The sequence below is a fragment of the Bradyrhizobium sp. JHI2711 genome, from assembly GCF_056156565.1.
In genome coordinates, this window is record NZ_JBPZPT010000001.1 from 1,694,651 (window position 1) to 1,720,586 (window position 25,936).

A 25,936-nucleotide genomic window follows, 5' to 3' on the forward strand; every position below is an offset into this window, starting at 1 on the left:
GTCATCGCTCCCGCGCCAGCCGGGGATCGAGCAGGTCGCGCAATCCGTCACCGAGCAGGTTGAGGCCGAGCACCGAGATTGCGATCGCAACGCCCGGATAGACCGCGAGCATCGGCGACTGGAACAGCAACGTCTGCGCATCGTTCAGCATCCGTCCCCAGGACGGCTGCGGCGGCTGCGTGCCGAGGCCGAGATAGGACAGCGCGGCCTCGGCGAGAATGGCGAGCGCGAACTGGATGGTGACCTGCACGATCAGGATCGACAGGATGTTCGGCAGCACATGCTCGATGGTGATGCGGAAGCGCCCCTTGCCTGCCGCCCGTGCCGCCAGCACGAATTCACGCGCCCAGATCGCATTGGCCGAGCCGCGCGTCAGCCGGGTCAAGGTCGGGATCTGGAAGATGCCGATCGCGACGATCGAGGTCACCATGCCTGGCCCCACCACGGCGGCGAGCATGATCGCGGACAGCACGGCCGGAAAGGCGAAGGTGAAATCGGAAAAGCGCATGATGATCTCCTCCGTCCAGCCGCGCCGGGCCGAGGCGATCAGGCCCAGCGTGACGCCGAAGGTGAGGCCAATGCTGACGGCGATGACACCGACCATAATGGTGGATCGGGCGCCCGCAAGCAGCAGCGAGACGATGTCGCGGCCGAAGGAATCGGTGCCGAGCCAATGCGCCGCCGAGGGCGGGCGGAGCTTTGCGGCGATGTCGATTTCGTAAGGCGACCACGGCGTCCATACCAGCGACAACAGTGCCGAAGCCAGCACCAGAAGGCTCAGCGTGCCACCGAGGACGAAGCTGCGGTGGCGCAGCGCGCGGCGCCAGAACGTGCGCGCCGGCAGCGGACGCGTTGCGACGGGCGCGTCGATGGTGATGGGCGCGCTCACAGGTCGTGCACCTTGATGCGGGGATCGATGAAGGCATAGAGCACATCGACCACGAAATTGACGATCACCACCATCGCGGCGAGCAACATCACGCAATTGCGCACCACGATCAGGTCGCGGTTGGCGATCGACTGGAAGATCAGGCGGCCGAGGCCCGGCAGGTAGAACACGTTCTCGATCACGATGGTGCCGGCGAGCAGATTGGCGAATTGCAGGCCCATCACGGTCATCACGGGGATCATGGCATTCCGCAGCACGTGGCTCCACAGCACCTCGCGCTTGCCGAGGCCCTTTGCGCGGGCGGTGCGGACGAAATCCTCGCGCAGCACTTCGAGCACGGCCGAACGCGTGACGCGCGCGAGGATCGCGGCCTGCACCACCGCGAGCGAGATCGCGGGCAACAGCAGCGACCTGATCCCCGGCCAGATGCCGTCCTCCCAGCCGGCAAAGCCACCGGCCGAAAGCCATTGCAGCCGCACCGAGAACAGCAGCACGAGGAGAATCGCGAACCAGAAATTCGGCAGCGCGATGCCCACTTGCGTCAACGACATCACGCCGACATCGCCGAGCTTGTTGTGGTTGGCGGCGGTGTAGATGCCGGCCGAGAGCGCAAGCGTCACCGTGATCGTCATGGCCATGATCGCGAGCGGAATGGTCAGCACCAGCCGCTCGGCGATCAGGCTGCCGACCGGGGTGCCGTAGACGTAGGAATTGCCGAGATCGCCGACGAGAAGGCCCTTGATCCACTGCAAATAGCGAACCGCCAGCGGCTGGTCGAGCCCGAGCTTGACGGTGAGCGCGCGCACCGCGTCGGGCGAAGCATCGGCGCCCATCAGCATCTGCGCTGCGTTGCCGGGCAGCGCGTCCAGCACCAGGAAGATGATCAGCGATGCGCCGACCAGCGTCGCCAGCAGAGTCAACAGACGTCGGAGGACAAAGACGCTCATGCGCGCTCGGCTTCAGGGCTCACCCAGGCCACGATCAACATGTCCGGACGCCTTAAGCAAGCTCTTTGCTGCATCTCCATCTCCTCAAGACGGCCAGCGGGACAGAAGGTCGCTTGACGCCTCGAACAGAGCGCTCACGCGCAGCAATTCCGCGTCGGCCCGGAAACGGCCGACCAGTTGGAGCCCGATCGGCAGCCCGTCGCGGGCAAAGCCCGAGGGAAGGCTGATCGCGGGGTGACCGGTCATGTTGAACGGCATTGTCCAGGGGAACCAATGCGGCCGGACGCTGTCGTAATGCCTGCCGTCGATCTCGATATTGCCGAACAGGTCCTGCTTGATCGGCAGCGCGGTGCGCGTCAGCGTCGGCATCGCCAGCAGGTGACCGCGCGCAAGCAGCGATTGCACGCGGCGGAACAACGCGGTGCGCGCGAACATCGCCTCCTGATAGTCGATGCCGCTGACTTCGCTGGCGAGCGCGAGCTGCTTGAGGAAGGCCTCGCTCAGTTCGTCCCGATGCTCGGCCGCAAGCTTGGCAAAGCGCGTGCGCCAGACGGTGTGGTTGATGGCGCGCCAGATCGGCTCGATGTCGAACCCCTCGCCGGAGAATTCCTCGAGCTCGGCCCCTAACCCGGCCAGCCGGTCGAGGCTCACCTTGAAATTGGCGGCGACTTCGGCCGATACCGGACGGCCCGGCGGCGTCAGGCAGTACAGGATCCTCAGCCCGCGCAAATCACCATGCGGGGCGGCGGTGCCGATGAAGTCGGACACGGGCACGGCGATCGACCAGGGATCGATAGGATCTTCGCCCGCCATCGCCTGCATCATCAGCGCGGTGTCCGCGACGGTGCGGGTGGTCGGCGTGACATAGGTCTGGTTGCCGAACACGTCGAGCGCCTGGCTGTGCGGGATCACGCCGTTGCTCTGCTTCAGGCCCACCACGCCGTTGCAGGCGGCCGGAATTCGTGTCGAGCCGCCGCCGTCGGTCGCAATAGCGAGCGGCGCGATGCCGCTCGCCACAGCGACCGCCGCGCCGCCGCTGGAGCCGCCGGAGGATCGGCAGGCGTCCCACGCATTGCGGGTCCGACCGAACAAAGGTGAATCGGTGAGGCACTTGCTGCCGAACTCCGGCGTCGTGGTCTTGCCGATCAGGATCGCGCCTTCGCTGCGCAACCGCGCGACGGCGACGGCATCCTCGGCCGGCACATTATCCTTGTAGGGAACGGCGCCGAAGGTGGTCTTGACCCCCTTGGTATTGACGATGTCCTTGACGGTTACGGGGATGCCGTGCAGCAGGCCGAGCGGTTCGCCCGCCATCACCTTGCGCTCGGCTTCGCGCGCCGCTGCGATCGCCTCGTCGCCGCACAACGTGACGAAACAGTTCAATTCGGGCTGGAGGGCCTCGGCGCGGGCAAGCACAGCGCGGGTGAGCTCGACTGGCGAAATCCGCTTTGCCGCGACGAGACCGCGCAGCTCGGTCGCGGACAACAGACAGGGATCGCCGTTCATCGTCACATCACGCTCCGAAGCGGGCCGCCATTGGCCCGAAGACATTGACAGCGAGAATGACAGTTTTGTTAACTCGCCGTCCAATACGATTTTTATCGCCAACCCATACGCTCTCGGTATGCCAATGGATCTTCGCCGGCTCCGCTATTTTGTCGCCGTTGCCGAGGCGCGCAGCATCGGCAAGGCGGCCGAGCAGCTCCGGATGGCGCAGCCGCCCCTCTCGGTCCAGATCCGCAAGCTCGAGGCCGAGATCGGCGCGCCGCTGTTCCGCCGCGGCACCCGTGGCATGGATCTGACCGAGGCCGGCCAGGCATTGCTGGCGCGCGCCAGCGAAGCGCTGGCGTTGGCAGCCGACGGCGCCGAAGCCGCACGCGCGGTTGCTTCGGGACGGCGCGGCCGGCTGTCAGTCGGTTACATGTTCGTGCTGGCGAATGCGATGTTGCCGCGACTCATCCCCGAACTGCGCCGCGCAGTTCCCGGCGTCGACCTCAGCTTCGTTGAGCTGAGCGCCTCGACGCGCGAGGCCCGCGTGCTCGACCGCAGCGTCACAGTCGCGCTGTGTATGCCCGCAATCAATCATCCCGAGATACAGGTGGCAAAGATCGGTGCACAGCCTTTCATGCTGGCCATGCCGATCCGCTCGCCACTCGCCCGCTTGAGCTCGGTGCCGATGGCCCGGCTGCAGGGCCGCCCGCTGATCGCACTCCCGCATCCGGACCATGGGCCCGCCTCCTCCGCGGTCGTCCCTTTATTGCGTCGGCACCAGGTGGTGATGCCGATCGCCAGCCGGGTGGAGACGGTGCATTCGGCGATGAGCCTGGTCCTGGCCGGCGAAGGTCTCGCCATCCTGCCGGCCTGCGCACAGCTCGGCGCGCCACGCGGAGTCGTGTTCAGACCCCTGCGTGACGTCACTGACTCCCTCGACATCGCAGTCTGTTGGCGGCGGGACTCCCACAGTCCGTTGATCGGAACCTTCCTCAAATGTGCCGAGAAGGCCGTCGCGCGGATGTGACGTGGGCTACCAGTCCCAATTGATCTCGTGGCTCCAAGGCGGATCGGCGCCCGGACGGGTGCAGGTCAGGCCGGCACAATTGGCGGCGAAGGAAAGCGCACGGCGGAGCTCGTCCGCGCCGATGTCCTGCAATCTCGGCCGGGCGATGCGATCCTGCTTGTAAAGTGCCAACAGCAGCGCCGCCTGAAAGCTGTCGCCGGCGCCAATAGTGTCCGCCACCTCGACCTTCGGTGCTTGCACTTCGATCTGCCCTGCTTGCGCATGCCAGGCTATGGCACCGTTATTGCCGCGGGTGATGACGACGAGGCTCGTCCCCTGCCCCAGCAATGTGCTCGCGCGCTGCTGATACGGCTCCTCGCCGAAGAGATAGGCGAAATCGACGTCCGACATCTTGATGAGATCGGCGCTTCCGGCGAACTCGGCCATTCGGCCGAGATAGGTTGGCTTGTCCTTGACGAGGTTCGGTCGGCAGTTCGGATCGAAGGAGATCGTGGACGACGCCCGCGCGTCTGCGATCAGCACCTTGGTCTCGGCCGCACCCTGGTCGTTGACCAGCGTGGTCGAGCCGACATGGACGGCCTCGACAGTATCGAACGGAATGGACCCATGCCGGTAAGTCCAGTTCCGCGTCGCGGTCTCGGCATCGTAGAAGGCGTAGTGCGACTCGCCCGCGACAATGCGGACAAAGGCGAGCGTGGTCTGGTGGTCGCTGCGGGTGGCGAGATCGAGTGCAACCTTCGATGCGGAGGCATGATCGGCGATCATGCGCCCGAACAGGTCGGTCGAGATGCCGCCGACGAAACCAGTCGGCGCGCCCAGCCGCGCCATGCCGATCGCGACGTTGAGGCAGGAGCCGCCGACCGCGGGCATCACCGCTTCGCGCCCTTCGACGTTTCGCGTCGGCACGAAATCGATCAGCGCGTCGCCGCAGGCAATCAGCATGTCCTTCAACCTCTCGCGACGCTGCGCATCGCGGCACGGCTGCCGCGATCGAGCTCGCGCAGCAGCTTGTAGACCTCGCGCTTGCGGGCGTGAAACGCGGCCATATCAGGCGCGGTCGGCTCGCTCTTGCGCCCCAGCGCCGACATCTTGGCCATGGTCTCACCGATCGAGGCATAGGCGCCACCGGCGACCGCCCCTAACATCGCGGCGCCCAGCAGCACCGGCTCCTTCGTCTGCGGCAACGCGACCGTGAGACCGGTGGTATCCGCCATGATCTGCCGCACCAAAGGACTGCGGCTGGCACCGCCACCCATGATCATGATGCTGGAGCGGACCCCATGCGCGGCAAAAGCCTCGATGACCTCCGCAAGCCCGTAGGCAAGACCGCAGAGGCCGGCGACGAACAGCCGTTCCATCGCGGCGATGTCGGTGTCGAGATCAAGGCCCGCGATCACCGCGCGCGTGTCGGGATCGGCATAGGGCGAGCGGTTGCCAATGAATTCCGGCAGCACGTGGACGTCGCGCGCCAGCAGCGCGGCGCGGCTAGCACCGCCGGAGCGCGCGATGATGCGGCGCTCGAGGAAATCGATGAGATCGAGGCCTTCGCTGCGTGCCGCCGCGCTCGCCTCGCCATGGCCGGGATGCGACTTGAGGAGATGATCGATCGCAGCGCCCGCGGCGGACTGCCCGCCTTCATTGAGCCAGAAATCCGGCACCATGCCGGAATAATAGGGACCCCAAACGCCCGGCACGAAGCACGGCTCCTTCGTCGTCGCCATGATGCAGGCCGACGTTCCCATGATGTAGGCGAGACGATCGCCGACATCGCTCGGGCCGGCTGCCCCGTCACGGCCGCCAATCGCACCGATACCGCCGGCATGGGCATCGATCAGGGAGGCGCCGACCGGGGTGCCCGGAGGAAGGCCGAGCTCGACTGCTGCTGCCGGCGTGAGCCCGACGCCGAGGCGCGTACCGGGCGCAACGATTTCGGTGCCGATGCGCGCGTATTTTTCGGCGACGAAGTCGGACAGGCCGATGCGCTTGAAGAACGGCGCGCTCCAGCCGCCGCCGTCATGGGCGAGATAGTTCCACTTGCAGGTGACGGTGCAGGTCGAGCGCTGCAGCGCGCCGGTCGCCCGCCAGGTCAGATAATCGGCCAGGTCGAAGAAGTGACCGGCGGCATCGAAACTCGCGCGCAGATGCCGCTTCAGCCATAGCAGCTTCGGCATCTCCATCTCCGGCGAGATCGAGCCGCCGACATAGCGCAGCACGGCATCCTCGGTCTCGTTGATCAGCCGCGCTTCGGCCGTGGCGCGATGGTCCATCCAGACGATGACGTTGCGCTGCGCCTCGCCGGAGGTGCTGACGGTGAGCGGCTCGCCTTGCGGATCGAGCACCACGAGGGAACAGGTGGCGTCGAAACCGATGCCGCCGATGCTGCCCGGCGTAATCGCTGCTTCCGACATCGCCGCGCGCACCGATTTGGCGCAGGCCTGCCAGATGTCCTCCGACGACTGCTCGACGATGTCGCCGGCCTCGTGCCAGATCCTGATCGGATGCCGGGCCGTCGCGAGCAGCGTGCCGGCCTCGTCAAACACCCCTGCCCGCGTGCTCGTGGTCCCCACGTCGACGCCGATATACGCTCGCGGCATGGTCTCTCCCGGTCCGTCCGTTTTGACGGTGAGCCTACCAGCAAGTGTAGCCGCCATCCACCAGCACGATACTGCCGGTCATCAGGCTCGCGGCCTCCGACGAGAGGAACAGCACGACGGAGGCGATCTCCTCAACCTGCCCCATGCGCGCCATCGGAGTTCCACCAATCCAGGCGTCATACATTTTCGGATTGCTCTTCACGAAGGCGTTGAGCGGCGTCTCGATATAGGTCGGCGCCACCGCGTTGACGCGGATGCCGCGCGCGCCCCATTCGGCGGCCAGCGACTTGGTCAGATGGTGCACGGCGGCCTTGGAGGCGTTGTAGAAGCACTGCTCCTGCGGCTTGTTGACGATGAAGCCGCTCATCGAGCCGACATTGACGATGGCGCCGCTTCCAGCCTTCAACATGTGCTTGCCGAACTCGCGGCAGCACCAGAAGGTGCCGTTGAGATTGACGTCGATGACGTTGAGCCAGTGCTCGTCGGTAACGGTCTCGGCCGGCGTCTCGCTCCGCGCGATGCCGGCATTGTTGACGAGGATGTCGACCTTGCCATGGCGGGCGACGAGATCATTTGCCACCTCCGCCACGCGTGTGGTGTTGGTGACGTCCATGATTGCGGTCTCGATGTCGTAGCCCTTCGCCCTCAGGCTGGCTTTGGCGCCGTCGGCGACCTTGCCGTCGCGGTCGCCGATGATGACCTTCGCGCCGGCCTCGGCCAGTGCCTCCGCGCAGGCGAGGCCGATGCCCTGGCCGCCGCCGGTGATGAACGCGGTCTTGCCGCTCAGCCTGAATTTTTCCAGATACATGATCGTCTTTCCGTCTTCTTGCCGTTTCTTGTCAGCCCCGAAGAGCGTTGCCGCTCTCGTCGAAGCGGTGAATGCGCGCAGGGTCGGGCATCAGCGACACCCGGTCGCCGCCATGCAGGCTCAATTCGCCGATGTAGCGCGCCGTCAGCATGCCGAGCGCGCCGGCGTCGACGTAGAGGAAGGTGTCACTGCCGAGATGCTCGGCCACCGCAATGGTTCCCTGCCAGCCGCCACCGCCGTCGCGCTCGATCTTCAGATGCTCCGGCCGAACGCCGATCGTCGCCGCCCCCTTCTGCAAAGCAGGCTCTCCGGTGACGAAATTCATCTTGGGCGAGCCGATGAAGCCGGCGACGAAGAGATTGGCGGGTCGCTCGTAAAGCTCCAGCGGCGAGCCATATTGCTCGATCTTGCCGCCGTTGAGCACGACGATCTTGTCGGCCATGGTCATGGCCTCGACCTGGTCGTGGGTGACGTAGATCGCGGTGGTGCCGAGCTGCTTCTGAAGTCGCGTCACCTCGATGCGCATCTGCACGCGCAGCGCGGCGTCGAGGTTGGAGAGCGGCTCGTCGAACAGGAATGCCTTGGGCTCGCGGACGATGGCACGGCCGATCGCGACGCGCTGGCGCTGGCCGCCGGAGAGCTCGCGCGGCTTGCGGTCGAGGTAGGGCGTGAGATTCAGCGTCGCGGCGGCCGCCTCGACCTTGCGGTTGATCTCGTCCTTCGGCAAGCCCGCCATCTTGAGGCCGAAGCCGATATTGCCGCGCACGCTCATATGCGGATAGAGCGCGTAGGACTGGAACACCATCGACAGCCCGCGCTTGGCGGGCGGCGTATCGACGACGTTCTTGCCGTCGATCAGGATCTTGCCGCCGCTGACGTCCTCGAGCCCCGCGATCAGCCGCAGCAGCGTGGTCTTGCCGCAGCCGGAGGGACCGACGAACACCACGAAGGAGCCATCGGCGATCTCGAGGTCGGCGCCCTTGATGATGTGCACGGGGCCGAAGGATTTCTGCACGCCCTGAAGTGTGATCTGACCCATGATCCGGCAGCCCCCTATTTCACCGCGCCAAAGGTGAGCCCGCGCACGAGCTGCTTCTGGCTGAACCAACCCAGGACGAGAATGGGCGCGATCGCCAGCGTGGACGCCGCCGACAGTTTTGCCCAGAACAGCCCTTCGGGGCTCGAATAGGAGGCGATGAACGTGGTGAGCGGCGCAGCGCTCGAGGTGGACAGGTTCAGCGTCCAGAACGCCTCGTTCCAGGCCAGGATCAGATTGAGCAACAGCGTGGACGCCAGTCCCGGGATCGCCATCGGCGTCAGCACATAGACCAGCTCGCGGCCGATCGTGGCGCCGTCCATGCGCGCGGCCTCTAAGATGTCGCGCGGGATCTCCTTGAAATATGTGAAGAGCATCCAGATGACGATCGGCAGATTCCCGAGGCAGAGGATGAAGACGAGGCCGATGCGGGAATCGAGCAGCCCGAGGCTCTTGTAGATCAGGTAGATCGGCACCAACACGCCGACCGGCGGCATCATCTTGGTCGAGAGCATCCAGAGCAGGATGTCCTTGGTGCGCTTGGTTGGCGAGAACGCCATCGACCAGGCCGCCGGAATGGCGATCAGCAGCGCAATGAGCGTCGAGCCGCCGGCGATGATGATCGAGTTCATCGCGTGGTGCAGATAATCGCTGCGTTCCTGCACGGTCGCGTAGTTTTCGGTGGTCCAGTGGAAGAACAGGAAGGATGGCGGGATCGCGAAGGCCTCGAGCTCGGTCTTGAAGCTCGCCAGCCCCATCCATAGGATCGGAAAGAAGATCAGGAAGCCGAACAGCCAGGCCGCCGCCGTCGATATCATCACCCGCCGCGTCGTCGCCATCCGTGCCATGTCAGGCCTCCAGGTTGCGGCCGACGATGCGGACCAGGAAGAAGGCGACGATGTTGGCGATGACCACCGCGACGAGCCCGCCCGCCGAGGCGCTGCCGACGTCGAACTGGATCAGCGCCTGCGAATAGATCAGGAAGGCGATGTTGGTGGTTTGCAGGCCCGGCCCGCCGCCGGTGGTGACGAAGATCTCGGCGAACACCGTGAGCAGGAAGATGGTCTCGATCAGGATCACCACCGTGATGGGACGCGCGAGGTGCGGCAGCGTGATGTAGATGAAGGTCGAGACGGCGCTGGCGCCGTCCATCTCGGCGGCTTCCTTCTGCTCTTCGTCGAGCGATTGCAGCGCGGTGAGCAGGATCAGGGTCGCGAACGGCAGCCATTGCCAGGTCACGATCAAAATCACCGCAAACAGCGGCACGTCGTTGAACCAATCGATCGGCGTCAGGCCGAACAGCGAAGCGAGCCAGGCGAACAATCCCGACACCGGATGCATCAACAGGTTCTTCCAGACCAGCGCGCTCACCGTGGGCATCACGAAGAACGGCGCAATCACCATCAGCCGCACGAAATTGCGGCCGACCACGGGTTGGTCCATCAGCAGCGCCAGGGGAATGCCGAGCAGGATGGTCAGCGCCAGCACCGAGCCGACCAGCACCAGCGTGTTCTGAAGCGAGGCGAGGAAGGCAGGATCGGTGAGGAAGTAGCGGAAGTTTTCAAGGCCGACGAACGATTCCGAGCCGGGATCGAGCAGGCTGTAATGCAGCGTCGAGAAGTAGATCGTCAGCGCCAGCGGGACGATCATCCAGATGAACAGCAGTCCGACGGCCGGGGTCAGGAGCGACCGCGCAAGAAGCTGCGTCTGCCGGGTTGCCATTCTTGGCGCTCCGCTCGGAGGAAGAAGGGCGGCCATCCAGCAAGGATGGATGGCCGCAAGTTTGAGCTCAGGGAGAGCCCGGGTTCACTTGATGTAGCCGGCGCGCTTCATCTCGCGCTCGGTAGCGGACTGCGCAGCCGTGAGCGCCGCATCGACCGTCATCGATCCCGCAAGCGCCGCCGAGAACTGCTGGCCCACCTGCGTGCCGATGCCCTGGAATTCAGGGATGGCGGCGTATTGCACGCCGACGTAGGGAACGGGCTTCACCGTCGGCTTGTTGGGATCGGCGGCGTTGATCGAGGCCAGCGTCAGTTTCGCAAACGGCGCGACCTTCAGGTACTCATCGTTCTGGTAGAGCGAGGTACGCGTGCCCGGCGGCACGTTGGCCCAGCCCTCCTTCGAGGCCACCAGCTTGGTGTAGTCCTTGCTGGTGGCCCAGGCGATGAACTTCTCGGCTGCTTCCGTCTTCTTGGAGCCGGCAGGGATTGCGAGATTCCAGGCCCACAGCCAGTTGGCGTTCTTGCCGAGCCCGGTGTTGGGCGCGAGCGCGAAGCCGACCTTGTCGGCGACCTTGGACTCCTTGGGGTTGGTGACGAAGGACGCCGCGACCGTGGCGTCGATCCACATCGCGCATTTGCCGGCGTTGAATAGCGCCAGATTCTCGTTGAAGCCGTTGGAGCTGGCGCCGGGAGGCCCGGCTTCCTTCATCAGGTTGACGTAGGTGGTGAGTGTCGTCTTCCATTCCGGCGTGTTGAACTGCGGCTGCCACTTTTCGTCGAACCAGCGCGCGCCATAGGAATTGGCCATTGCCGAGAGGAACGCCATGTTCTCGCCCCAGCCTGCCTTGCCGCGCAGGCAGATGCCGTAGGTGCCGGCGCTCTTGTCGGTCAGCTTCTTGGCCGCATCGATCACGAAATCCCAGCTCGGCTTTTCCGGCATCTTCAGGCCGGCCTTCTCGAACAGATCGGTGCGGTACATCACCATCGAACTCTCGCCGTAGAACGGCGCGGCGTAGAGCTTGCCGTCGGCGGAGACCGCGTCCTTGATCTTGGGCAGGAGGTCGGCGACGTCGTAATCGGCGCCGAGGTTGGCGAGCGGTACCAGCCAGCCCTTCTTGGCCCAGATCGGCACCTCGTAGGTGCCGATGGTGAGGACATCGAACTGGCCACCCTTGGTGGCGATATCGGTGGTGACGCGCTGGCGCAGCACGTTCTCCTCCAGCGTCACCCATTTCACGGTGATGTCAGGGTTCTTCTTGGTGAACTCACCCGTCAGCCCCTGCATGCGGATCATGTCGCCATTGTTGACGGTGGCGATCGTCAGGGTCGTTTCGGCCATCGCCGGGACGGCCAGTAGCAGGCAAGACGCGCCGCAGACGGCGCCCAGGACATGTTTCACGGTGACCTCCCCTCAGTTCGCGTTTTGGGCATATGCCCACGCGTTGGGCGTATGTTCAGCGCAAGGGCGGCACGTTGTCAAGCAGGCGCGTGGGCATTCCAGCAACTTGTGAGTGTTGCGGTGCGGGAAGGATGGGGAGGTTTTGCTTCACCCACGGCTGTCGTGCTCCGCGAACGCGGAGCATCCAGTGTGGTAGGCACGCGAAGCGTGAGCGCTTTACCGCTCCAGAATCGCTCTTGCCGTCGCCTCGTCCGTGATCAATCCGTTGATCAGCCCGCCGCTCAGCGCGGCTGCAATCGCCGCCACCTTGGCTGCGCCCACCGCCGCACCGATGGTCGTGGTCTTCGCCGGCACTTCCGGCGGAATGCTGGTGAGGCGCTTGTTGGTGCCGGCCTTGAGCAGGCGCCCCTTGGCGTCATAGGCCCAGCCGGTGATCTCGCCGATGGCGCCAAGCCGCATCATCTCGAACAATTCGTCGCGGGTGACGAAGCCGTCGACGTGCACCTGCGCCTTCTGATCCATCTGGCCGATGCCGACGAGGCGCAAGTCAGCCCTTGCCGCGACCGCCTTCACCTTCGCGATCGGCTCGATGCGCACCATCCTGTTGCGCTCGTCTTCCGACGACATCAGGAACGGCAGCGGCATCGGATAGTGCCGCGCGCCGGTGCGGTCGGCGAGCCGGCCGACGGTGTCGTAGAAGCTCGCCGAGCCGTCGGCGGAGATATTGCCGACCAGCGAGACGATCTGGTGATTGGGCCGCTCGATCGGCGTGACGCGCTCGACGGCGGCACGCACCGCCCGGCCCGTGCCGAGCGCGACGATCACGGGCGTCTCCGAACGCAGCGTGGAATCGAGCAAATTGGCGCAGCGCTCGGCGATTCCAGCCACCGCCTGCGGCGCGGCCGGATCGGCCGGCACCACCTCGCAATGAACGAGGTCGAACCGTTGCTTCAAGCGCGCCGCCAGCTCCATGCAGGCTGCGATGGGGTGCTCGAGCCGGAAGGTGATGAGCCGCTCGGCGAGGCACAACGAGACCAGCCGCTGCGCCGAAGCCCGCGACACCTGAAGCATCTTTGCGATCTCGTCCTGTGTGTGACCGGCAATGAAATAGAGCCAGCCGGCGCGCGCGGCGTCGTCGAGTCTCGACTTGTCGTTCTCGGCGGCCATGCGCGCTCACACCTCCCAGAGATCGCTCATATGTGTAAAGACCCGATCGGCCCCGGCGGCCGATAATATAGCCCGGCCATCGCGGCTGCGATAATGGCCGCCGCCGACAAATCCCCAGACGGTCATGCCGGCCGCCTTACCCGCCTGCACGCCGCTGACGCTATCCTCGATCACCAGCGTGCGCGATGGCGGCGTGCGCATGCTCTCGGCCGCATGAAGAAAGAGATCAGGCGCCGGCTTGCCGTGCCTGACCATCTGCGCGGTGTAGATCCGATCGCCGAAATATGCCCGAAGACTGGTGACGTCGAGCGAGAGCGAGACGCGGTCGAGATCGCTCGACGAGGCCACGCAGAACGGCACGGTCAGTCCGGAGATCGCCGCCTCCACCCCGGGAATCGGCGCGAGCGAGGCGGCAAAATTCTCCAGCACACGCGACTTCAGTCGAGGCGGGAAGGCGTCCGTCAGCGAGTGCCCGAGATCGCGATAATGCTGCTCGACGGCCTTGGTGCTGCGTCCGAGAAACAGCTCGAGCGCCTGCTCCTCGCTGAGCACGAGACCGAATTCCGCCAGGACCTCGGACAGGCAGCGGCAGCTCAAGAGCTCGCTGTCGACGAGCACGCCGTCGCAGTCGAAGATGATCAGATCGGGATTTGGCCGGCTCTGGTCCATCCGGACATTCGATCATATACCCAAGCCGTGAGCAATAGCCCAACGTCGAGTTGCATGAACCGCCTCAGTGGGCCACCTGCCGGTAGATCGCCGGCAGTGCCGCGGGCAGTCGCTTGATGTTGCCGACGATCGCATAGCCGCTGCGCCCGAACAGGGCCGGAAAATAGGATTGCGCCGCCGCGTCGATCGTTACGCCGAACACCGTGATCCCGAGCCGGCGCGCTTCCTGCACGGACTTTCTGGTGTCTTCGACCGCAAAGCGCCCTTCATAGTGGTCGACGTCGTTCGGTTTGCCGTCGGTGAGGACGAGCAGCAGCTTCTTGCGCTGCGGCTGGCGTGCAAGCTCGGCGACGGCATGCCGTACCGCCGCACCGATCCGCGTGTAATAGCCGGGCTTGAGCGCGCCAATGCAGCGCTCGACCACGTCACTCATCGGCTCGCCGAACGCCTTAACCGTCTCGAGCCGCACCCAGGAGCGCCGGCGCGAGGTGAAGGTCAGGATGCTGTGGTGATCGCCGCAGGCGGATAGGCCGTGGGCAAGCACGAGCAGCGCCTCCTTCTCGACGTCGAGCACGCGGTAGCCATTGGCCCAGGCGTCCGTGGAGAGCGAGACGTCGACCAGCAGCGTGACAGCGAGATCGTGACCTTGCGGGCGCATCGCCACGTGGACGCGATCAAGACCGCTGCTGCTGCCGGCGCGGAGATCGCACCGCGCACGCACCAGCGCGTCTAGATCCAGATCATGCCCGTCGGCCTGAGCCCGCATCAACTCATGGCGCGGCCGCAGGACCTCGAAGCGGCGGCGCACCTGGCGGATGTGCCGGCGCATGGTCTCGTCGGGCGTCCAGCTTTCCCCATTCTCGGGGGCGGCAGATGCGAGTACGCGGCAATGATCCGGCAAATAGGAGCCGCTGCGATAATCCCATTCTGGATAGGTCAGGTCCGCAGTCAAGCGCGAGGCATCGAGGGCCTCCGGCGGGAGGTCGAGATCAAACTTGAACCGGCCCGCCGGCTTGCCGCTGCGGCGGCTGAGCGTTATCTCCTCGAGATCGTCCGCCGCCTTCTGCGCATCCTCCTCCTCACTGTCATCGGTGGGGCGGTCGACATTGACCATCTCGGCCATCGCGAGAATTTTCTCGAAGCGGTTGAGTACGAAGGGATCGCGGCGATTGGCGCCGTCCTCGCGCTCGCGCACGGCAAAGTGCTTGCGATTGTCCTCGCTCGCGGCCTCCGCACCATCGGCGCATTCATCCACGCCCGCATGCGCAGGCGACAGCTCGCGGGTCCAGCAATCGCCCCACAGCGGGCACGGAAGCATCGAGCGATAGCCAGGCGGCGCCTTGACCGGCGGCGGCTCCGTTCCCATCATCGCCGGCCACAGCTTGCCCACGGGAGCCTTTCCGGTTCCAAGTAGCGCCAGCACGATCTGCTCGACCTCCTGCTCGATGCGCGGCAAGGGGCGACGCGGCCTGGCTTCGGCAGTTGCTGCGGCGAGTTGCCCATAGTCGTCGACGAGGCCGGGAAATTGCGTGAGCACGAAGACCGCCGTCTCGCTGGCCCGGCGCAACACCAGAAGATCCCGCCGCAGCGGATCGGATTCGGTGATGGTTTCGATCGGCGCGGCTGCGAACCATGCCGCGAGCCAGCGATAGAGCGCTGCATTCAGCGCGTTGTCGGGAAAGATCGCGATGCTTTCAGGAAGGAAGATGGAGGTGGCATCGCGGCCCGGCTGCTCCAGGCGCTCGTCACCGAGACCGATGCGTTGCCGCCAGCCGAGCCGATGCCCGGACTTCCGCGCGCCGGCACCGGCGATCTGCACACCCGCCTCACCGCCCAGCGCGCGGAACATCACCGCGAGCCTGTTTCTCATTTCCGCAAGCGAGACCGCATGCTCGGCATGAACCGGATAGCTGGCGGTGCCACCGACCATGCGGTGCCAGGCGCGGCCGACGGTCTCTTCCAGTTCGAGGAAATCGAGCATCGGAGCCGCCTCAGCCGATCACGGCACGCGCGACGTCCAGCAGCGCCGCCTTGACATCGGCATCGTCGGTCAGCGGCTCGATCATGCCAGCGAGCACGGCATCGGCCGTCGGCATGCCGGCCGCAATCAGGGTCGCGCAATAGACGACGAGCCGGGTCGAGACACCCTCCTCCAGGTCGTGGCCCTTCAGCGCGCGCAGCCGGCCAGCCAGCCCGACCAGCGGCCGCACGCGCTCCGGCGATAGTCCGCTCTCGGCGGCGACCACCGCAATCTCCTGCTCCGGCGGCAGGAAGCCGAACTCGATCGCGACAAAGCGCTGCCGCGTCGACGGCTTGAGCGCCTTGAGCAGCGTCTGATAGCCTGGATTGTAGGAGACGACGAGCATGAAGCTGTTCGGCGCGGCAAGCTGCTCGCCGGTACGCTCCAGAGGCAGGATGCGGCGATCGTCGGTCAGGGGATGCAGCACCACCGTTACGTCCTTGCGCGCCTCCACGACCTCGTCGAGATAGCAGATGCCGCCCTCGCGCACCGCCCGCGTCAACGGGCCGTCGCTCCACACGGTATCGCCGCCCCTGAGCAGATAGCGGCCGGTGAGATCGGCCGCGGTGAGATCGTCGTGGCAGGCGACGGTGTGCAGCGGCAATCCCAGCCGCGCCGCCATATGCGTGACGAAGCGCGTCTTGCCGCAGCCGGTCGGCCCCTTCAGCAGCACCGGCAGCTGATTGCGCCAAGCGTGCTCGAACAGCGCGCATTCGTTGCCACTGGCAATATAGGCGGGCGGCTGAGGTTCGGGCTTCGCCACGGCGAGAAGTGCTGCATTCATGGTCTTTCTCCGGAATTCACATAGTGACGGCGGCCGCAGCGAGCCACGGCCGCCTTTGCGCGCTCACTCGGCCGGCTGCAACGCGCCGGGGATGACCGGCTGACGGGCGCGACCGGGCACAAGCACGGCCCACACGAACATCAGCGCGGAGATCGCGACGAACACGCCGGACCCCAGCCGGACCCAGTAAAACATCGCGAGCTGGTCCTGCACGTCCATGTAGCCCTGGCCGAGCACGCGCTGGAGATGGACCTGGACCACGCCGGCGAAGGTCAGCGCGAAGGTCATCACCATCATGGCGGTGCACATGATCCAGAAGCTCGCCATGGAGAGCCATTGATTGTAGGGCGCACGCCCTCTGATCTGTGGGATTGCATAGGCCATCACGGACAGGTTCAGCATCACATAGGCGCCGAAGAAGGCGAGATGGCCGTGCGCGGCGGTAACCTGGGTGCCGTGGGTGTAGTAGTTGACCGAGGACAGGGTGTGCAGGAAACCCCAGACACCGGCGCCGAGGAACGCCATGACCGAGCAGCCGACCGACCACAACAATGCAGCGCGGTTCGGGTGCTTGCGGCCGGCCTTCCAGGTCATTTGCACCGTGAAGATCACCATGGTGAAGAACGGCGCGACCTCGAGCGTGGAGAACAGCGAGCCGATCCACTGCCAGTAACCGGGCGCGCCGATCCAGTAGAAATGATGGCCGGTGCCGAGGATGCCGGAGAACAGCGCCAGCCCGATGATGACGTAGAGCCACTTCTCGACCACTTCGCGGTCGATGCCGTTGAGCTTGATCATGAGATAAGCGAGCACGGAGGCCATGATCAGCTCCCAGACGCCCTCGACCCAGAGATGAACAACATACCACCAGTACATCTTGTCGACCGCGAGATTTACCGGGTTGTAAAAGGCGAACAGGAAGAAGATCGCAACGCCCCACAGCCCGAATAGCAGGATGTTGGTGATCGTGGTCTTACGGCCCTTCAGCGCCGTCATGGTGACGTTGAGCAGGAACATCAGGCAGACGACGACGATGCCGACCTTGATGATGAAGGGCTGTTCGAGGAATTCGCGGCCCTCGTGGTATTGGAAGAGATAACCGACCACAGCCACACCCGCAGCACCGAAAAACATCCAGAACTGGATCTTGGCCAGCAGCGGGCTGTAGAGCTCTGTCTCGGTTTCCTCGGGCAGCAGGAAGTAGGTCGCGCCCATGAAGCCGATCAACGACCACACGATCAGCGCGTTGGTGTGGATCATCCTGACGACGTTGAACGGCAGCAGGGTCGACAGCGTGTTGGGCAGGACGTAGATCGTTCCAGCGACGAGGCCGAATAGGACCTGCGCCACGAACAGGGTCAGCGCGCCGTAGAAATACAGCATCGCGACTTTCTGGGTCTGATATTTCATCTCAGGCTCTCTGTCTTGAGGGATTTCAGGAAGCGATGCGCTCAGCCCGCCTTGTTCGGCGGCCACTCTTGGCGCTTGATCTTGCTGGTCCATTGCAGGAAGTCGGCGAGATCATCGAGCTCCTGGTCGGTGAGGTTGAATTGAGGCATCTGCCGGCGGCCCGGTGCGCCCGAAGGCTGCGACTGCATCCAGGCCTTCAATGTCTCGCGCGCGGCGGCCGGATCCTCGTTGCCACCCCAGCGATCCCAGACATTGCCGACTTCAGGCGCAAAGTAGGCGCCCTCGCCCAGCAGGGTATGACAGTTGATGCAAGAATTCTTCTCCCAGACGTGCTTGCCGCGGGCAACCGAAGACGTCAGCGTGGCTGCGTCGGTCGATGTCGTGGCCATGTAGTAATGGCTGTGCGCCGTTAGCCCTATGAAGATGGCGAAGAAAAAGGCCGAGCCGCCGTAGAAGACGTTTCGAGCGGCCGACTTGGTCAGGCGTTCAGCCATTGCCAATCCTTTCCGGTTGATTCCTGCGAAATTGCGATGGTGTGATTTATTGCCGCTTTGCCCGGCCCGTTCTTTGTCAGGGCGCAATGAGCGCGTCAGATCAGGGCGACGAGCGCCGAGGCGAGCCAGGCAAGCAGCAGCACGATGAGGATCCAGCTCGCGACGAGACCGCGCCAGAGTGCGGGGACGGCGCGAAGATCCATGAAGTCGAGCGCGATGCGATGCCCCTTGAGCGCGGCGAAGGCAAGCAGCAGAGCGTTGCCGAGCAGCGCCCGTGGTATTAGCGGCGGCAGCAGGACGGTCGCAAGCGCAAGGCCGATCAAGGCGATCCAGGTGACGTCGACACGATCTGGCATCGTCATTTCACCAGATACAGGATCGGGAACATCACGATCCAGACCAGATCGACCATGTGCCAGAAGGCCGTTCCCGTCTCGACGCCTGATATCCCGGCACGGCGGCAGACCACGGCGAGAATGATGATGCCGAGGCCAACGTGCAGGAGATGAAAGCCGGTCAGCAGGAAGTAGAGCGTGAAGAAGGGATTGGTCTCAAGCCCGACCCCGCGCCCGGTTTCTTCGGCGTACTCTGCGAGCTTGATCGCGATGAAAAGGCAGCCGAGTGCCATGGCGCCGAGAAGCCAGTATCGTGTCGTTGCCCGTTGTCCATTCCGCACGGCCTGGGTCGCCCGGGCCGCCGCCCAGCCGCTGGTCACCAGCACGACCGTGTTGAGGCCGGCGAGATGCGAATCGAGCGTGGCCTGCCCGGCCGCGAACACCGCGGGGTGAATCGCGCGGGCGACAGAGAAGGCGCCGAGGAGCAGGCCGAAGGCGACGAGTTCGCTGAAGATCAGCACCCAGATCATGGGATCGCCGGGGAGATCCTGCAGGATTCCCCAGCCTGTTTCCTGCTGTTCGCACTCGGCCGTCGACATCGTCTTTCCGGATCAGGACACCGGTCAGACTTAGCTCGGCCACCCGGTTCCGAATTTGTTGCCGGACAAACTGGAGGACTGCAGGGCTCCTGTTTGCGCCGACACAACGTTCAGCCAGCCGTTTCGCGGTACGAACCGGCTCAGAGCTTCACGGAGCGCCGGACGATCCCATGAGCGATGCACAGATCGGGCTGATGACCGCAACACCCATCATCATTGCCTTCGCCATCGCGCTCAGGCGCATGGGCGTGCTGTCGACGGTGGGAACCGTATCGGCGGTGGGGCTCTCGATCGGGATCGCGACCGTGCTGTTCACGACGCAATCACCGCTGCCGTAGTGCTTAGGACCGCAGCCCGGATGCAGCGCAGCGCAATCCGGGAAATCTCACCAAGCGCAGAGACCCGGATTACGCTGCGCCGCATCCGGGCTACGAAGCGCTACCGCCGCTGATTGTACACGTCGATGCACACCGCGCCCAGCAGCACCAGGCCCTTGATGACCTGCTGATAGTCGATGCCGATGCCGAGGATGGACATGCCGTTGTTCATCACGCCCATGATCATGGCGCCGACCACGGCACCGCCGACTCGCCCGACACCGCCATAGGCCGAGGCGCCGCCGATGAAGCAGGCGGCAATGACGTCGAGCTCGAAGCCGAGGCCGGCCTTCGGAGTCGCCGTGTTGAGCCGCGCGGCGAAGACGAGGCCGGCGAGCGCGGCCAGCACGCCCATGTTGACGAAGGTGAGGAAGGTCAGCCGCTCGGTCTTGATGCCCGACAGGCTCGCCGCCTTGGCGTTGCCGCCGACCGCGTAGATCTGCCGGCCGATCACGGTGCGGCGGGTGACGAAGCCGTAGAGCGCGATCAGCGCGGTCATGATCACCAGCACGTTCGGCAAGCCGCGATGCGAGGCGATCAGATAGGTGAAATAGAGCACGGCGCAGGCGAGCAAGATGCTTTTGCCGAGGAAGAACGCATAGGGCTCGACCTCGATGCCGTGCGACTGCTCGCGCGACCTTCCCTTGGCACTGGCATAGACGAGCCCGAGCGCGAGAACGGCGCCGATCAGCATCGAGGTCGGATGCAGCGTGCCGGCCTCAGGCAGCAGCTCCGGAATGAAACCCGAGGACAGTTTCTGGAAGGTGGCCGGGAACGGCCCGAGCGACTGGCCCTGCAACACCGCGAGCGCCAGGCCCTTGAACACCAGCATGCCCGCCAATGTCACGATGAAGGACGGGATCTTGAAATAGGCCACCCAATAGCCCTGCGCCGCACCGATCGCGCCACCGAGCGCGAGGCAAGCGACGAAGGCGAGCGTATAATCGACCTTGTAGGTCACCATCAGCAAGGCCGCCACGGCGCCGATGAAGCCTGCGACCGAGCCGACCGAAAGGTCGATATGGCCAGTGACGATGACCAGCAGCATGCCCAGCGCCATGATGACGATGTAGCTGTTCTGCAGCACCAGGTTGGTGAGGTTGAGCGGCTGCAGCAACGTGCCGCCGGTCACCACCTGGAAGAACAGCATGATCGCAACCAGCGACATCAACATGCCGTAATTGCGCAAATTGTTCTTGATGAAGCTGCCGTGCCGGCGCTCCTCGGGCAGCGAAACCGTCTTGTCGGTCATGGCTGCAATCCTCCCATCTCCGCGGCCGCGGGCGCGGCGTTCCCAATGCTTCGTTCGTTGCGCATGATGGCGCGCATGATCTTTTCCTGTGTCGCCTCTGAGCCTTTGAACTCGCCGACGAAGGCGCCGTCGTTCATGACGCAGATGCGATCGCAGATGCCGAGCAGCTCGGGCATCTCCGAGGAGATCACCACGACGCCGCGGCCGGCTTCCGCAAGCTCGTTGATGATACAGTAAATCTCATATTTGGCACCGACGTCGATACCTCTGGTCGGCTCGTCCAGAATCAGGACCTTGGGGTCGGTCATCAGCCATTTCGACAGTACGACCTTTTGCTGGTTGCCGCCGGAGAGCTGGCCGGTCTCCTGGTAGACGTCGGAGCAGCGGATGCGCATGCGGTTGCGGTAGTCGCTGGCGACCTTGAGCTCGGCGATGTCGTCGATCACCCTGCCAGGTGCGACCTGGTCGAGGCTCGCCAGCGTAATGTTCTTGCGGACGTCGTCGGCGAGGATCAGGCCGAGCTGCTTGCGGTCCTCGGTGACGTAGGCAAGGCCGGCGTCGATCGCGGCGGCGACGCTCGGCAGCGCGATCTCACGGCCTTCGAGCCGGATAGTGCCGCTGATATTGGTGCCCCAGGAGCGGCCGAACAGGCTCATGGCGAACTCGGTGCGCCCAGCCCCCATCAGCCCGGCAATGCCCACGACCTCGCCGCGCTTGACACCGAAACTGACGTTCTTGATCACCTGCCGCTCGGGATGAATGGGGTGATAGACCGACCAGTTCTCGACGTCGAGCACCGGCTCGCCGATCTTCACGTTGCGCTCCGGGAAGCGGTGCGCCATGTCGCGGTTGACCATGCTGCGGATGATGCGGTCTTCCTGGATCTGCTCGGCGTGGCAGTCGATGCTGTCCACCGTGCGGCCGTCGCGCAGCACGGTGATGTGGTCGGCGACCTTGGCAACCTCGTTCAGCTTGTGCGAGATCAGGATCGAGCCGATGCCCTGCTCGCGGAACGTCATCAGCCGTTCGAGCAGCGCGGCGCTGTCGGCCTCGTTGAGACTCGCGGTCGGCTCGTCCAGGATCAGCATCCGCACCCGCTTGGACAGCGCCTTCGCGATCTCGACGAGCTGCTGCTTGCCGACGCCGAGATCGGTGATCAGCGTATCCGGCGATTCCTTCAGGCCGACCTGCGCCAGCAGCTCGCGCGTGCGCCGGTAGACCTCGTCGCGGTCGATCACCCCCAACTTCGACGGCGGATGCGACAGGAAGATGTTCTCCGCAATCGACATCAGCGGGATCAGCGCCAGCTCCTGATGGATGATGATGATGCCCAGCGCCTCGGAATCATTGATGTCGCGGAAGCGGCGCTCCTCGCCCTCGAAGACGATGGTGCCCTCGTAGCTGCCGTGCGGATAGACCCCGCTCAGCACCTTCATCAGCGTCGACTTGCCGGCGCCGTTCTCGCCGACGAGCGCATGGATCTGCCCGGCGCGAACCGAGAAGTTGACGTCGCGCAATGCCTGCACGCCGGCAAAGCTCTTGCTGACGTTGCGCATCTCCAGCATGGCGGTCATGGCTTTGGTGTCCCTTGCGTTACTTCGTCTCTCCCCGCATGCGGGGAGAGGTTGACTGATATCGCTGCATCCACATCGTCATTGCGAGCGCAGCGAAGCAATCCAGACAATTTCCGCGGTGGCAGACTGGATTGCTTCGCTGCGCTCGCAATGACGGAGTGCATACCAACCACTGCCCGTATGGAAAGAGGCCCCTCACCCTAACCCTCTCCCCGCAAGCGGGGAGAGGGGAAAAAGAGAGAGTCTTACTGGAACTGCGACTTCTTGTAGTAGCCGCTGTCGACCAGGGTCTTCTCCCAATTGTCCTTGTAGACCACAACCGGCTTCAGCAGATAGGACGGCACGGTCTTGACACCGTTCTCGTAGGTCTTGGTGTCGTTGACGGTGACCTGCTTGCCGGCGAGCGCGGCGTCAACCATGTCAGCGGTCACCTTGGCGAGGTCGCGGGTGTCCTTGAAGATGGTCGAGTACTGGTCGCCGCGCAGCATGGCCTTGATCGAGGGCACTTCGGCATCCTGGCCCGAGATGATGGGCATCGGCTGGCCGGCACTCCCGTAGCCGACGCCCTTCAGCGAGGAGATGATGCCGATCGAGAGGCCGTCATAGGGCGACAGCACGGCGTTGACCTTCTTGTTGCCGTAGTAGGCGCTGAGCAGGTTGTCCATGCGGGCCTGCGCAGTGGCGCCGTCCCAGCGCAGGGTCGCGACCTTATCCATGCCCATCTGGCCGGACACGACGACGAGCTTGCCGCTGTCGATATATGGCTTCAGCACGCTCATGGCGCCGTTGTAGAAGAAGTAGGCATTGTTGTCGTCGGGCGAGCCGCCGAACAGCTCGATGTTGAAGGGGCCCTTGCCGTCCTTCAGGCCGAGACCTTGCACGATCGACTCCGCCTGGAGCACGCCGACCTGGAAGTTGTCGAAGGTCGCGTAATAGTCGACGTTCGGCGTGCCGCGGATCAGGCGGTCATAGGCGATCACGGTGATGCCTTTTGCTTTCGCCTGCTTGAGCACGTCGGACAAGGTGGTACCGTCGATCGCGGCGATCACCAGCGCCTTGGCGCCCTTGGTCACCATGTTCTCGACCTGGGAGAGCTGGTTCGGGATGTCGTCCTCGGCATATTGCAGGTCGGTGTTGTAGCCGCGCTCCTTCAGCACCTTGACCATGTTGTTGCCGTCGTCGATCCAGCGCGCCGAGGACTTCGTCGGCATGGCGATGCCGACCGTCGCCTTCTGGGCGAAGGCAGCGACGCCTGTGGCCATCGTGGCGGCACTGGCCAACGCCAGCGCGAGAAATGTTGTCTTCAGTTTCAGCATGTTTCACTCCCTTTGGGTGTCAGACTTTCTTCGTGGTGTCGAGAACGACGGTCGTGTACGGCTTGGGCCTCCTATGCGAGCTTGACGTCGGGTTCCGCGCGTCCGCGCGCGGCTGCTTCGAGCAGAAAGGTGCAGCCGGCTTGCGGATCGGCAGCGCGTGCCGCCGTGTCCATATCCTGCCAGGCCGACGTGACGAGCAGGCGCGACAGGTCGGGGCCGACGAAGGCGGGGCAGCTCGCCTGCTTCGCCGGCACGCTAAGCGAACGCAGGCGCTCGCCTTGCGGCGAGTAGACGTCGATCCGGCTCGCGCCCCAGCACGCATTCCAGATCTGCCCGTCGGCGTCGCATACCGAACCGTCGAGACCGCCGATGCCGCTGTGGCGCAACAGCACCTCCGGCTCGCCGCGCGGCAGGCCGGTCGCGGGGTTGAGCGGCACGGCATAGAGCACCGCACGCGGCGTGTCGGTGAAGTAGCCGGTGGCGCCGTCGGGCGAGAAGCAGATCGAATTGGGAATGCTGATGCCGGGAAACAGCGTCGAGATCTTGCCGCGATGAAGCGCGTAGATCGCGCCCGCCTTCGGCTCGGCTTTCTTGCCCATAGTGCCGATCCAGAACGTACCCGATTGATGCACGCGGCAATCGTTTGAGCGCGTCATCGGATTGTCCGCTTCGAGCGGACAGAACAGCGTCATCGAACCATCAGCGAGCTTGCGAATGTAGAGGCCATCTTCGGCGACGATCAGCTGCCGCTCGGCGTCGATACGCCCCAGCGCGCTCGCCATCCGCCCGAGCGCGTGGCTGCGGACAGTGCCGGTGCCGAGTTGCGCCTCGAACAGCTTGCCTTCGCGAATGTCGAACCACCACGCCATATCCGTGGTCACGTCATAGGTCGGACCTTCGCCGAGATGGCAAGGATGATCCGAGAGGACAATCGTCGGCACCTGCTCCATCATGGCGACCTCACTGAAAAGCGATAGACCGTGTGATGGCGATAGACCGCGCCGGGATCGAGGCGCGGGCTCGGGAAATCCGGCCGGTTCGGCGCGTCGGGCCAGATGTGCGGCTCCAGGCACATGGCGTCCGATTGCCGGATCAGCTTGCCGCCGTTGCCGGACATCGTACCGTCGAGATAATTGCCCGAATAGACCTGAAGTCCGGGCTGATCGGTGAACAGCTCCATGATGCGCCCGGAGCGCGGCGCCTCCAGCCGCGCCGCGAGCGCAAGCTTGCCGTCGCGCCCGAGGCAGTAGGTGTGGTCGTACCCCCTGCCGTTGCGCAATTGCGGGTCACCTTCGCGGATGCGCTCACCCACCGGCCACGGTTTGCGGAAATCGAACGGCGTGCCGGCCACGCTGCGCGGCGGCTCCGGCAGCGGAATGGCGGTGGGATCGATGGCGAGGAACTGCTCGGCGGCGACCATCAGGCGGTGGTCGAGAATGGACGTCTCTGACGTCGCACCCTCGAGATTGAAGAAGCTGTGGTTGGTCAAATTGACGACGGTCGGCCGGTCGGTCCGCGCTTCCATCAGCAGCGACAGCTCGGTCGGCCCGGTGATGCGATAGGTCACGCGAACGTCGAGCCTACCGGGATAACTCTCCTCGCCATGCGGGCTGACATAGGTGAGCGTCACCGCGGGCTCGGCGCCTTCGTCGATCTCCGCGATCTCCCAGAGCTTGCGATCAAAACCCTCGAGCCCGCCGTGCAACGCATTCGGACCGTTGTTGACCGCTAGCTGCACCGTCTCGCCTTGAAGCGAAAACTGTCCCTTGGCGATGCGGTTGGCATAGCGGCCGACGGTGGCGCCCAGAAACTTCCGTTCGGCGAGATAGCCGGCGAAGGCATCATGGCCAAGCACGACGTCGTCATATCCGCCGTTGGCATCCGGCGCGATCAACGCCTGCAGCACCGCGCCGTAGCTGATGATGCGCGCCTCGAAGCCGCCCTCCCCGCGCAGCGCGACGCGCTCGACCTCGCGGCCGTCGGGCAGCGTCCCGAACACGTCTCTTGTGATTGTTGATGCGGCCATG

25 protein-coding genes are annotated in these 25,936 nt (G+C 64.8%); 2 read left to right on the forward strand and 23 right to left on the reverse strand.

Going from position 1 to position 25,936, the window contains the following annotated elements; all coding sequences use genetic code 11:
- Nucleotide 1 precedes the first annotated feature (1 nt).
- The 3 genes from ACTEK7_RS08055 to ACTEK7_RS08065 form a co-directional block, all read right to left on the reverse strand.
- The gene (locus ACTEK7_RS08055) at nucleotides 2–889 is read right to left on the reverse strand and encodes an ABC transporter permease (RefSeq protein WP_036005488.1); all 888 of its coding nucleotides are present in this window, start codon (nucleotides 887–889) and stop codon (nucleotides 2–4) included.
- Nucleotides 886–1,836 (reverse strand): ABC transporter permease, encoded by a 951-nt coding sequence (locus tag ACTEK7_RS08060; RefSeq protein WP_036005490.1) that lies wholly within the window; start codon nucleotides 1,834–1,836, stop codon nucleotides 886–888. Before ACTEK7_RS08060 ends, ACTEK7_RS08055 begins: the two co-directional genes overlap by 4 nt.
- Before the next feature lie 84 nt (nucleotides 1,837–1,920).
- Entirely contained in the window at nucleotides 1,921–3,342 is a 1,422-nt protein-coding gene (locus ACTEK7_RS08065) for an amidase (protein ID WP_225146226.1), read from the reverse strand.
- Between the two features lie 124 nt (nucleotides 3,343–3,466).
- On the opposite strand from ACTEK7_RS08065, the gene ACTEK7_RS08070 reads away from it, so the two are divergent.
- Complete coding sequence (locus ACTEK7_RS08070; RefSeq protein WP_036005494.1) at nucleotides 3,467–4,354, forward strand: LysR family transcriptional regulator; 888 nt, start codon at nucleotides 3,467–3,469, stop codon at nucleotides 4,352–4,354.
- A gap of 6 nt (nucleotides 4,355–4,360) precedes the next feature.
- Here the strand turns inward: ACTEK7_RS08070 and ACTEK7_RS08075 are convergent, their stop codons facing one another.
- The 15 genes from ACTEK7_RS08075 to ACTEK7_RS08145 form a co-directional block, all read right to left on the reverse strand.
- Nucleotides 4,361–5,296 carry a carbohydrate kinase family protein gene (locus ACTEK7_RS08075; RefSeq protein WP_225145945.1) on the reverse strand — a complete coding sequence of 312 codons (936 nt, stop codon included), beginning with the start codon at nucleotides 5,294–5,296 and terminating at the stop codon, nucleotides 4,361–4,363.
- 5 nt (nucleotides 5,297–5,301) lie between these two features.
- The gene (locus ACTEK7_RS08080; RefSeq protein WP_225145946.1) at nucleotides 5,302–6,948 is read right to left on the reverse strand and encodes an FGGY-family carbohydrate kinase; all 1,647 of its coding nucleotides are present in this window, start codon (nucleotides 6,946–6,948) and stop codon (nucleotides 5,302–5,304) included.
- Between the two features lie 34 nt (nucleotides 6,949–6,982).
- The gene (locus ACTEK7_RS08085; RefSeq protein ID WP_036023419.1) at nucleotides 6,983–7,756 is read right to left on the reverse strand and encodes an SDR family NAD(P)-dependent oxidoreductase; all 774 of its coding nucleotides are present in this window, start codon (nucleotides 7,754–7,756) and stop codon (nucleotides 6,983–6,985) included.
- A 31-nt stretch (nucleotides 7,757–7,787) separates the two neighbouring features.
- Nucleotides 7,788–8,795 (reverse strand): ABC transporter ATP-binding protein, encoded by a 1,008-nt coding sequence (locus tag ACTEK7_RS08090; RefSeq protein ID WP_036023416.1) that lies wholly within the window; start codon nucleotides 8,793–8,795, stop codon nucleotides 7,788–7,790.
- A gap of 14 nt (nucleotides 8,796–8,809) precedes the next feature.
- Nucleotides 8,810–9,640, reverse strand: coding sequence for a carbohydrate ABC transporter permease (locus tag ACTEK7_RS08095; RefSeq protein WP_036005504.1), 831 nt, complete (start codon nucleotides 9,638–9,640; stop codon nucleotides 8,810–8,812).
- Nucleotide 9,641: 1 nt separating this feature from the next.
- Nucleotides 9,642–10,514 (reverse strand): carbohydrate ABC transporter permease, encoded by an 873-nt coding sequence (locus tag ACTEK7_RS08100; protein ID WP_225141348.1) that lies wholly within the window; start codon nucleotides 10,512–10,514, stop codon nucleotides 9,642–9,644.
- An 84-nt stretch (nucleotides 10,515–10,598) separates the two neighbouring features.
- Entirely contained in the window at nucleotides 10,599–11,912 is a 1,314-nt protein-coding gene (locus tag ACTEK7_RS08105; RefSeq protein ID WP_225141346.1) for an ABC transporter substrate-binding protein, read from the reverse strand.
- Between the two features lie 216 nt (nucleotides 11,913–12,128).
- Entirely contained in the window at nucleotides 12,129–13,079 is a 951-nt protein-coding gene (locus ACTEK7_RS08110; protein WP_057030032.1) for a sugar-binding transcriptional regulator, read from the reverse strand.
- Between the two features lie 6 nt (nucleotides 13,080–13,085).
- Nucleotides 13,086–13,748 carry an HAD family hydrolase gene (locus ACTEK7_RS08115; protein ID WP_036023407.1) on the reverse strand — a complete coding sequence of 221 codons (663 nt, stop codon included), beginning with the start codon at nucleotides 13,746–13,748 and terminating at the stop codon, nucleotides 13,086–13,088.
- Nucleotides 13,749–13,812: 64 nt separating this feature from the next.
- A complete protein-coding gene (locus ACTEK7_RS08120) occupies nucleotides 13,813–15,729 on the reverse strand; it encodes a nitric oxide reductase activation protein NorD (RefSeq protein WP_225145947.1) in 1,917 nt (638 codons plus the stop codon).
- Nucleotides 15,730–15,739: 10 nt separating this feature from the next.
- Nucleotides 15,740–16,552: a CbbQ/NirQ/NorQ/GpvN family protein gene (locus tag ACTEK7_RS08125; protein WP_225133530.1), complete on the reverse strand. Its 813-nt coding sequence runs from the start codon at nucleotides 16,550–16,552 to the stop codon at nucleotides 15,740–15,742.
- A 63-nt stretch (nucleotides 16,553–16,615) separates the two neighbouring features.
- Complete coding sequence (locus tag ACTEK7_RS08130) at nucleotides 16,616–17,962, reverse strand: cbb3-type cytochrome c oxidase subunit I (protein ID WP_225145948.1); 1,347 nt, start codon at nucleotides 17,960–17,962, stop codon at nucleotides 16,616–16,618.
- A 41-nt stretch (nucleotides 17,963–18,003) separates the two neighbouring features.
- Entirely contained in the window at nucleotides 18,004–18,456 is a 453-nt protein-coding gene (locus ACTEK7_RS08135; RefSeq protein WP_036005521.1) for a c-type cytochrome, read from the reverse strand.
- A gap of 95 nt (nucleotides 18,457–18,551) precedes the next feature.
- The gene (locus ACTEK7_RS08140; protein ID WP_109145859.1) at nucleotides 18,552–18,812 is read right to left on the reverse strand and encodes a cytochrome C oxidase subunit IV family protein; all 261 of its coding nucleotides are present in this window, start codon (nucleotides 18,810–18,812) and stop codon (nucleotides 18,552–18,554) included.
- 2 nt (nucleotides 18,813–18,814) lie between these two features.
- Entirely contained in the window at nucleotides 18,815–19,390 is a 576-nt protein-coding gene (locus ACTEK7_RS08145) for a cytochrome c oxidase subunit 3 family protein (RefSeq protein WP_225145949.1), read from the reverse strand.
- 170 nt (nucleotides 19,391–19,560) lie between these two features.
- On the opposite strand from ACTEK7_RS08145, the gene ACTEK7_RS08150 reads away from it, so the two are divergent.
- Complete coding sequence (locus tag ACTEK7_RS08150) at nucleotides 19,561–19,728, forward strand: hypothetical protein (protein WP_085974376.1); 168 nt, start codon at nucleotides 19,561–19,563, stop codon at nucleotides 19,726–19,728.
- A 100-nt stretch (nucleotides 19,729–19,828) separates the two neighbouring features.
- Here the strand turns inward: ACTEK7_RS08150 and mmsB are convergent, their stop codons facing one another.
- The 5 genes from mmsB to ACTEK7_RS08175 all read right to left on the reverse strand — a co-directional run bounded on the left by mmsB (nucleotide 19,829) and on the right by ACTEK7_RS08175 (nucleotide 25,935).
- Nucleotides 19,829–21,019, reverse strand: coding sequence for a multiple monosaccharide ABC transporter permease (gene mmsB, locus ACTEK7_RS08155; RefSeq protein ID WP_225145950.1), 1,191 nt, complete (start codon nucleotides 21,017–21,019; stop codon nucleotides 19,829–19,831).
- Nucleotides 21,016–22,593 (reverse strand): multiple monosaccharide ABC transporter ATP-binding protein, encoded by a 1,578-nt coding sequence (gene mmsA, locus ACTEK7_RS08160; RefSeq protein WP_225145951.1) that lies wholly within the window; start codon nucleotides 22,591–22,593, stop codon nucleotides 21,016–21,018. The genes mmsB and mmsA overlap by 4 nt, the downstream gene beginning before the upstream one ends.
- Nucleotides 22,594–22,838: 245 nt before the next feature.
- On the reverse strand, nucleotides 22,839–23,909 hold the full coding sequence (gene chvE / locus ACTEK7_RS08165) for a multiple monosaccharide ABC transporter substrate-binding protein (RefSeq protein WP_036005529.1): 1,071 nt from the start codon (nucleotides 23,907–23,909) through the stop codon (nucleotides 22,839–22,841).
- Between the two features lie 71 nt (nucleotides 23,910–23,980).
- Nucleotides 23,981–24,859 (reverse strand): SMP-30/gluconolactonase/LRE family protein, encoded by an 879-nt coding sequence (locus ACTEK7_RS08170; RefSeq protein WP_225146227.1) that lies wholly within the window; start codon nucleotides 24,857–24,859, stop codon nucleotides 23,981–23,983.
- Nucleotides 24,859–25,935 carry an aldose epimerase family protein gene (locus ACTEK7_RS08175; RefSeq protein WP_225145952.1) on the reverse strand — a complete coding sequence of 359 codons (1,077 nt, stop codon included), beginning with the start codon at nucleotides 25,933–25,935 and terminating at the stop codon, nucleotides 24,859–24,861. Before ACTEK7_RS08175 ends, ACTEK7_RS08170 begins: the two co-directional genes overlap by 1 nt.
- Nucleotide 25,936 lies beyond the last annotated feature (1 nt).